Here is a 5,832-nt window from a genome sequence, read left to right as displayed (position 1 = left end):
GGCGCATGAGGTGGTCAACAAGGACCTCACCGTTCGCGATACTGAGGCGCTGGTCAAGCGCCTGGCCAGCGGTGAGCCGGCCAGGCCCCAGCGTGAGGCGCCGTCCGCGGATGTGGCCGGCCTCGAGACGCGCCTCGCCGAGGTGCTCGGTGCCCCGGTGAAGATCCAGCACGGACGGGGCGGCAAGGGGCGCGTGACGATCCGCTACGCAAGCCTCGATGAACTCGATGGTATCCTCGAGCACATCCGCTGACGGAGGATGTGGCTGGAGAGGAATGGCGCTTAACCCGCTAAACAAAGTGGCCGAATTTATCGACTTTTAGTCGTAGACCAACGAGATATCGTGCGCGTTGGCGGCTTTCTCGGTTGAAACCTGGGTGGGGCTTTCCTATAATCGCGCCGGACCGTTCGCTGAAGCTGCCGCGGTGGTCATGGGGCGAACCGAGGCGCAGTAACGGGGCAACTTCAGGGGTAAGCCGATGGCGGCCAGCATCAAGCGTCCACGCTTCCAGAACTTGCTGCTGGCCCAGCTGGTCACGGTTAGCCTCATGACGAGCCTTGGGGCATGGCATGGCGGAATGCCCACCGCCACCTCGGTATTGCTGGGCGGGATGGTAGCCTTCCTTCCCAATGCCTATTTTGCCTGGCGCATGTTCCGCTACCAGGGCGCCCGGTACACGAAACAGATCGTCAACAGCTTCTACAAGGCGGAGGCTGGCAAGTTTGGTTTGACGGCGGCATTGTTCACGCTGGTGTTTATCTCAGTGCCCCCCTCAAACCCCGCTTTCTTCTTTGGCGCGTACGTGGTGACGTTGTTCGCGCACTGGCTGAGTCCCTGGCTGATGCAGCGTCCGTCACACACCTGAAATCGAGGCAGCTCATGGCAGGCAACAACCCGACTCCCACGGAGTATATCCAGCACCACCTGCAGAACCTGACTTTCGGGTACCACCCGGACAACGGCTGGTCGATAGCCCATTCCGCCCAGGAGGCCTCCGACATGGGGTTCTGGGCCCTGCATCTCGACACTCTGGGCTGGTCCATCGGCCTCGGCCTGGTGTTCCTGTGGCTCTTTAGAAAGATCGGCAAGTCCGCGACCACCGGGATTCCCGGGGGGATGCAGAACTTCGTCGAGTTGATGGTCGAGTTCGTCGACAACTCCGTGAAGGACACCTTCCACGGCAAGAGTAAGCTGATCGCGCCGCTGTCGCTGACGATCTTCTGCTGGGTCTTCCTGATGAACCTCATGGACCTGGTGCCCGTGGACTTCCTGCCCATGCTGGCACAGAAGGTCGGGGCCATGTTCGGTGCCGATCCGGCGCACGTCTACTTCAAGGTTGTGCCGACCACCGACATCAACGCCACGCTGGGCATGTCGCTGTCCGTCTTCGGCCTGATCATCTTCTATACCATTCGCGAGAAGGGCTTTTCCGGCTTTATCGGTGAGCTGACACTGCATCCGTTCAATTCGCCCAACAAGCTGATCCAGGCGCTGTTCGTGCCGGTCAACTTCCTGCTCGAGACCGTGACCCTGCTGGCCAAGCCGGTGTCGCTCGGTCTGCGTCTGTTCGGCAACATGTATGCCGGCGAGCTGATCTTCATCCTGGTCGCCATGATCGGCCTGTGGCAGCTGCCGCTGCACTTCGCCTGGAGCGTGTTCCACATCCTGGTTATCACCCTGCAAGCGTTCATCTTCATGATGCTGACCATCGTCTATCTTGCGATGGCGGTGGAGAAACACTGATCATCCTTAACCCACTCGACCACATCCACTAACCACTAAACCACTCGACTGAAACTGGAGAAATCACCATGGAAGCACAAGTTCTGGGTCTGACCGCGATCGCAGTGTCCCTGCTGATCGGCCTGGGTGCCCTCGGCACCGCCATCGGCTTCGGTATCCTGGGCGGCAAGTTCCTGGAAGGCGCTGCACGCCAGCCGGAAATGATCCCGATGCTGCAGGTCAAGATGTTCATCGTCGCCGGCCTGCTGGACGCCGTGACCATGATCGGTGTGGGTATCGCGCTGTTCTTCACCTTCGCCAACCCGTTTGTCGGTTAACTCTCGACGGTCGCAAGACCCGTCGTGACGATAACCCCAAACCTGTGACGCGAGAGGTGCTGGCGTGAACCTGAACCTAACCCTGATCGGCCAGGCTATCGCCTTTGCGTTCTTCGTCTGGTTCTGCATGAAGTTTGTTTGGCCTCCGGTCATGCAGGCTCTGCAGGAACGCCAGAAGAAGATCGCCGATGGCCTGGATGCTGCCAGCCGTGCATCACGCGATCTCGAACTGGCCGAAGAGCAGGCCAACGAGACGCTGCGTGAGAGCAAGGAGCAGGCGGCCGAAATCCTGGAGCAGGCCCACAAGCGGTCCAACCAGATGATCGACGAGGCACGTGAGCAAGCCCGCCAGGAAGGCGAGCGCATGATAACCAACGCCAAGTCCGATATTGAGCAGGAAGTGAATCGTGCGAAGGAAGAGCTGCGTGTACAGGTATCGCGACTCGCCATCGTGGGTGCGGAGCGCGTCCTTGAAGCCTCCATCGACGAAAAGACGCATCGCAAGCTGCTCGACAAGCTTGCTGCCGAACTCTGAGGAGGTGACACATGGCGGAAATATCAACCGTCGCACGGCCCTATACCAAGGCAGCCTTCGACTACGCCTGTGAACAGAAGGCGCTGGACGCCTGGTCCGAGCTGTTGCAGAAGCTTGGCGTTGTCATGGCCAGCCATGATGTGCAGGAACTTCTCGGCAGTCCCAAGCTGACAACCGAGCGCCGGGTATCCCTGGCTATCGAGTTGGCCGACGTCAGTGTCGATGACGCCCAACGTCGCTTTCTCGATACCCTGGGAGAGAAGGGCCGGTTGCCGGCCCTGAGCGCCATTGCTGACCAGTTCGAGCGTCTGCGCGCCGAGCAAGAAAAGCGTATCGAGGTAACGGTTGTCTCCGCCTTCGAGTTGGATGACAGCCAGCAGCAGAAGCTCGCCAGTGCGCTGAAGAAGCGCCTGAAACGCGAAATCTCCATTACCACTCAGGTGGACAAGAACCTCATGGGAGGCGTCGTCCTGCGCGCAGGTGACACCGTCATCGACGGGTCGGTACGTGGTCGACTGAATCGCCTCTCCGAGGCCCTTATCGCCTGAGTTCGAGGGACATGGCATGCAGCAACTGAATCCTTCCGAGATCAGCGACATCATCAAGCAGCGTATCGAGAAGCTGGATGTCGCATCCGAAGCCCGTAACCAGGGCACCATCGTCAGCGTTTCCGACGGCATCGTGAAAATTCACGGGCTCGAGGATGCGATGTTCGGTGAGATGATCGAATTCCCAGGCAGCATCTACGGCATGGTGCTCAACCTTGAGCGCGACTCCGTGGGCGCCGTGGTACTGGGTGACTACCTGCAACTCGAAGAGGGTATGACCGCCCAGTGTACCGGTCGTATTCTCGAGGTGCCGGTGGGACCCGAACTGATCGGTCGCGTCGTCGACTCCCTGGGCAACGCCATCGATGGCAAGGGCGATATCAACGCCAAGCTGACTGATGCGGTCGAGAAGGTCGCACCGGGCGTCATCACCCGCCAGTCGGTGGATGAGCCGGTACAGACCGGCCTGAAGTCGATCGATGCGATGGTGCCGATCGGCCGTGGCCAGCGTGAGTTGATCATCGGTGACCGTCAGATCGGCAAGTCCGCCGTCGCCATCGATGCGATCATCAACCAGAAAGGCAAGAACATCACCTGTGTCTATGTGGCGATCGGTCAGAAGCTGTCGACCATTGCCAGCGTGGTGCGCAAGCTCGAAGAGCATGGTGTCATGGAACACACCATCGTGGTGGCGGCGGGTGCTGCCGACCCTGCTCCCATGCAGTTCCTGGCGGCCTATTCCGGCTGCACCATGGGTGAGTATTTCCGAGACCGCGGTGAAGATGCCCTGATCGTCTATGATGATCTGTCCAAGCAGGCGGTCGCCTATCGCCAGGTCTCCCTGTTGCTGCGTCGTCCGCCGGGCCGCGAGGCCTATCCGGGTGACGTCTTCTATCTGCACTCGCGCCTGCTGGAGCGCGCGGCGCGTGTCAATGTCGACTATGTGGAGAAGTTCACCAACGGCGAGGTGAAGGGCAAGACGGGATCCTTGACGGCGCTGCCGATCATCGAGACCCAGGGGGGCGACGTCTCGGCCTTCGTTCCGACCAACGTGATCTCGATCACCGATGGTCAGATATTTCTCGAGACGGATCTCTTCAACTCGGGTATCCGCCCGGCCATCAACGCCGGTCTCTCGGTGTCGCGTGTCGGTGGCTCGGCCCAGACCAAGATCATCAAGAAGCTCGGCGGCAGCGTGCGTCTGGCCCTCGCCCAGTACCGTGAACTGGCGGCCTTCTCCCAGTTCGCCTCCGACCTGGACGAGGCCACTCGCAAGCAGCTCGAACATGGTCAGCGTGTTACCGAACTGATGAAGCAGAATCAGTACTCGCCCATGTCTGTGGCCGAGATGGCGCTATCCCTGTATGCCGCCAACGAAGGGCATCTGGATGATGTGGAAGTCGACAAGGTCCTGGACTTCGAGCGTTCTCTGCTGGATTACATGAAGTCCGAATACACGGATCTGCTCGACAAGATCAACCAGTCCGGCGACTACAACGACGAGATCCAGCAGGGTCTGAAAGAGGGTCTCGAGAAGTTCAAGGCCACTCAGAGCTGGTAATGCCGCAGGCCTTCCCCGGAAAGGAAGGCCCGGGAGCTTTCTGAGGGCCACGAACGGAGTAGATCGCTATGGCAGCTGCAAAAGAGATACGCACCCAGATCGGGAGCATCAAGAATACGCAGAAGATCACCAGCGCCATGGAAATGGTGGCTGCGTCGAAGATGCGTAAGGCGCAGGACCTGATGCGGGCCAGCCAGCCCTATGCACGACAGATCCGTAACGTCGTGGGCCATATTGCCGATGCCAATCCGGAGTACAAGCATCGCTACATGGTCGACCGAGAGGTCAAGCGGGTGGGCTACATCGTGGTGTCCACCGACCGTGGCCTCTGTGGTGGCCTGAACGTCAATCTGTTCAAGTCCGTACTCCAGGATGCCAAGGCCTGGCGTGACAAGGGCGCGGAACTCGAGTTCTGCGCCCTTGGCAGCAAGGCCGGCGGGTTCTTCCGTAGCTACGGGGGAAACCTGGCCGCGGCGAAGAGAGGGCTGGGCGAGTCACCCGAGATCGAGGACCTGATCGGTAGTGTCAAGGTGATGCTGGATGCCTACGACGAAGGGCGTCTGGATCGGCTTTTCGTGGTGTTCAACGAGTTCGTCAACACCATGACCCAGAAACCGGTGGTCAGACAGGTCCTGCCGCTTTCTCCCGACATGGGCAATGATGCGCATCAGGATGATGACAACAAGCGTCCCGGTAGCTGGGACTACCTGTATGAACCGGATGCCAAGGTACTGCTGGATAGCCTGCTGGTTCGCTTCATCGAATCCCAGGTCTATCAGGCGGTGGTCGAGAACGGTGCCTGTGAGCAAGCGGCACGCATGATCGCCATGAAGAGTGCCACGGACAATGCCGGCGATCTCATCGACGATCTGCAACTGGTGTACAACAAGGCCCGTCAGGCGGCCATTACCCAGGAAATCTCCGAGATCGTCGGAGGCGCCGCCGCCGTCTAGCGCCAGGGAAGGCGGTCCTTCCCGGCAACCAGGTTTCATTTTCAGGGTTTTGAGAGGAACCAATATGAGCGGACGTATCGTACAAATCATCGGCGCGGTGATTGACGTAGAGTTTCCGCGGGACGATGTTCCCAAGGTCTACGACGCGCTGAATATCTCGAACAACGAGAGAGT

General features: G+C 59.8%; 8 protein-coding genes and 1 pseudogene. All 9 read left to right on the top strand.

Annotated elements, in window-relative coordinates; translation table 11 throughout:
• Positions 1 to 253, top strand: a pseudogene (locus ACESMD_RS13395) (chromosome partitioning protein ParB); the annotation flags it as partial.
• A gap of 226 nt (positions 254 to 479) precedes the next feature.
• Positions 480 to 866, top strand: coding sequence for an ATP synthase subunit I (locus ACESMD_RS13390; RefSeq protein WP_372613956.1), 387 nt, complete (start codon positions 480 to 482; stop codon positions 864 to 866).
• Between the two features lie 14 nt (positions 867 to 880).
• Positions 881 to 1,744, top strand: a complete 864-nt coding sequence (gene atpB, locus ACESMD_RS13385) for a F0F1 ATP synthase subunit A (RefSeq protein ID WP_372613954.1) — start codon at positions 881 to 883, stop codon at positions 1,742 to 1,744.
• Positions 1,745 to 1,812: 68 nt separating this feature from the next.
• A complete protein-coding gene (atpE, locus tag ACESMD_RS13380; RefSeq protein WP_071943354.1) occupies positions 1,813 to 2,061 on the top strand; it encodes a F0F1 ATP synthase subunit C in 249 nt (82 codons plus the stop codon).
• A 64-nt stretch (positions 2,062 to 2,125) separates the two neighbouring features.
• Positions 2,126 to 2,596, top strand: coding sequence for a F0F1 ATP synthase subunit B (locus ACESMD_RS13375; RefSeq protein WP_372613952.1), 471 nt, complete (start codon positions 2,126 to 2,128; stop codon positions 2,594 to 2,596).
• Positions 2,597 to 2,607: 11 nt separating this feature from the next.
• Positions 2,608 to 3,144: a F0F1 ATP synthase subunit delta gene (locus ACESMD_RS13370; RefSeq protein ID WP_372613950.1), complete on the top strand. Its 537-nt coding sequence runs from the start codon at positions 2,608 to 2,610 to the stop codon at positions 3,142 to 3,144.
• A 16-nt stretch (positions 3,145 to 3,160) separates the two neighbouring features.
• A complete protein-coding gene (gene atpA, locus ACESMD_RS13365) occupies positions 3,161 to 4,705 on the top strand; it encodes a F0F1 ATP synthase subunit alpha (RefSeq protein WP_372613948.1) in 1,545 nt (514 codons plus the stop codon).
• A gap of 68 nt (positions 4,706 to 4,773) precedes the next feature.
• Positions 4,774 to 5,658, top strand: coding sequence for a F0F1 ATP synthase subunit gamma (atpG, locus tag ACESMD_RS13360; protein WP_372613945.1), 885 nt, complete (start codon positions 4,774 to 4,776; stop codon positions 5,656 to 5,658).
• A gap of 64 nt (positions 5,659 to 5,722) precedes the next feature.
• A partial coding sequence (locus tag ACESMD_RS13355) for a hypothetical protein (protein WP_372613958.1) occupies positions 5,723 to 5,832 on the top strand: 110 nt, incomplete at its 3' end.

Source organism: Halomonas sp. (genome assembly GCF_041689495.1).
Lineage (GTDB): Bacteria > Pseudomonadota > Gammaproteobacteria > Pseudomonadales > Halomonadaceae > Halomonas.
Note: the sequence above shows the minus strand (reverse complement) of the source record. Positions and strands in the feature narration are given on the sequence as shown.

Coding starts and splice junctions, on each gene's coding strand:
- ACESMD_RS13390 (WP_372613956.1), top strand. CDS start 480: ATGGCGGCCAGCATCAAGCGTCCACGCTTCCAGAACTTGCTGCTGGCC.
- atpB (WP_372613954.1), top strand. CDS start 881: ATGGCAGGCAACAACCCGACTCCCACGGAGTATATCCAGCACCACCTG.
- atpE (WP_071943354.1), top strand. CDS start 1,813: ATGGAAGCACAAGTTCTGGGTCTGACCGCGATCGCAGTGTCCCTGCTG.
- ACESMD_RS13370 (WP_372613950.1), top strand. CDS start 2,608: ATGGCGGAAATATCAACCGTCGCACGGCCCTATACCAAGGCAGCCTTC.
- atpA (WP_372613948.1), top strand. CDS start 3,161: ATGCAGCAACTGAATCCTTCCGAGATCAGCGACATCATCAAGCAGCGT.
- atpG (WP_372613945.1), top strand. CDS start 4,774: ATGGCAGCTGCAAAAGAGATACGCACCCAGATCGGGAGCATCAAGAAT.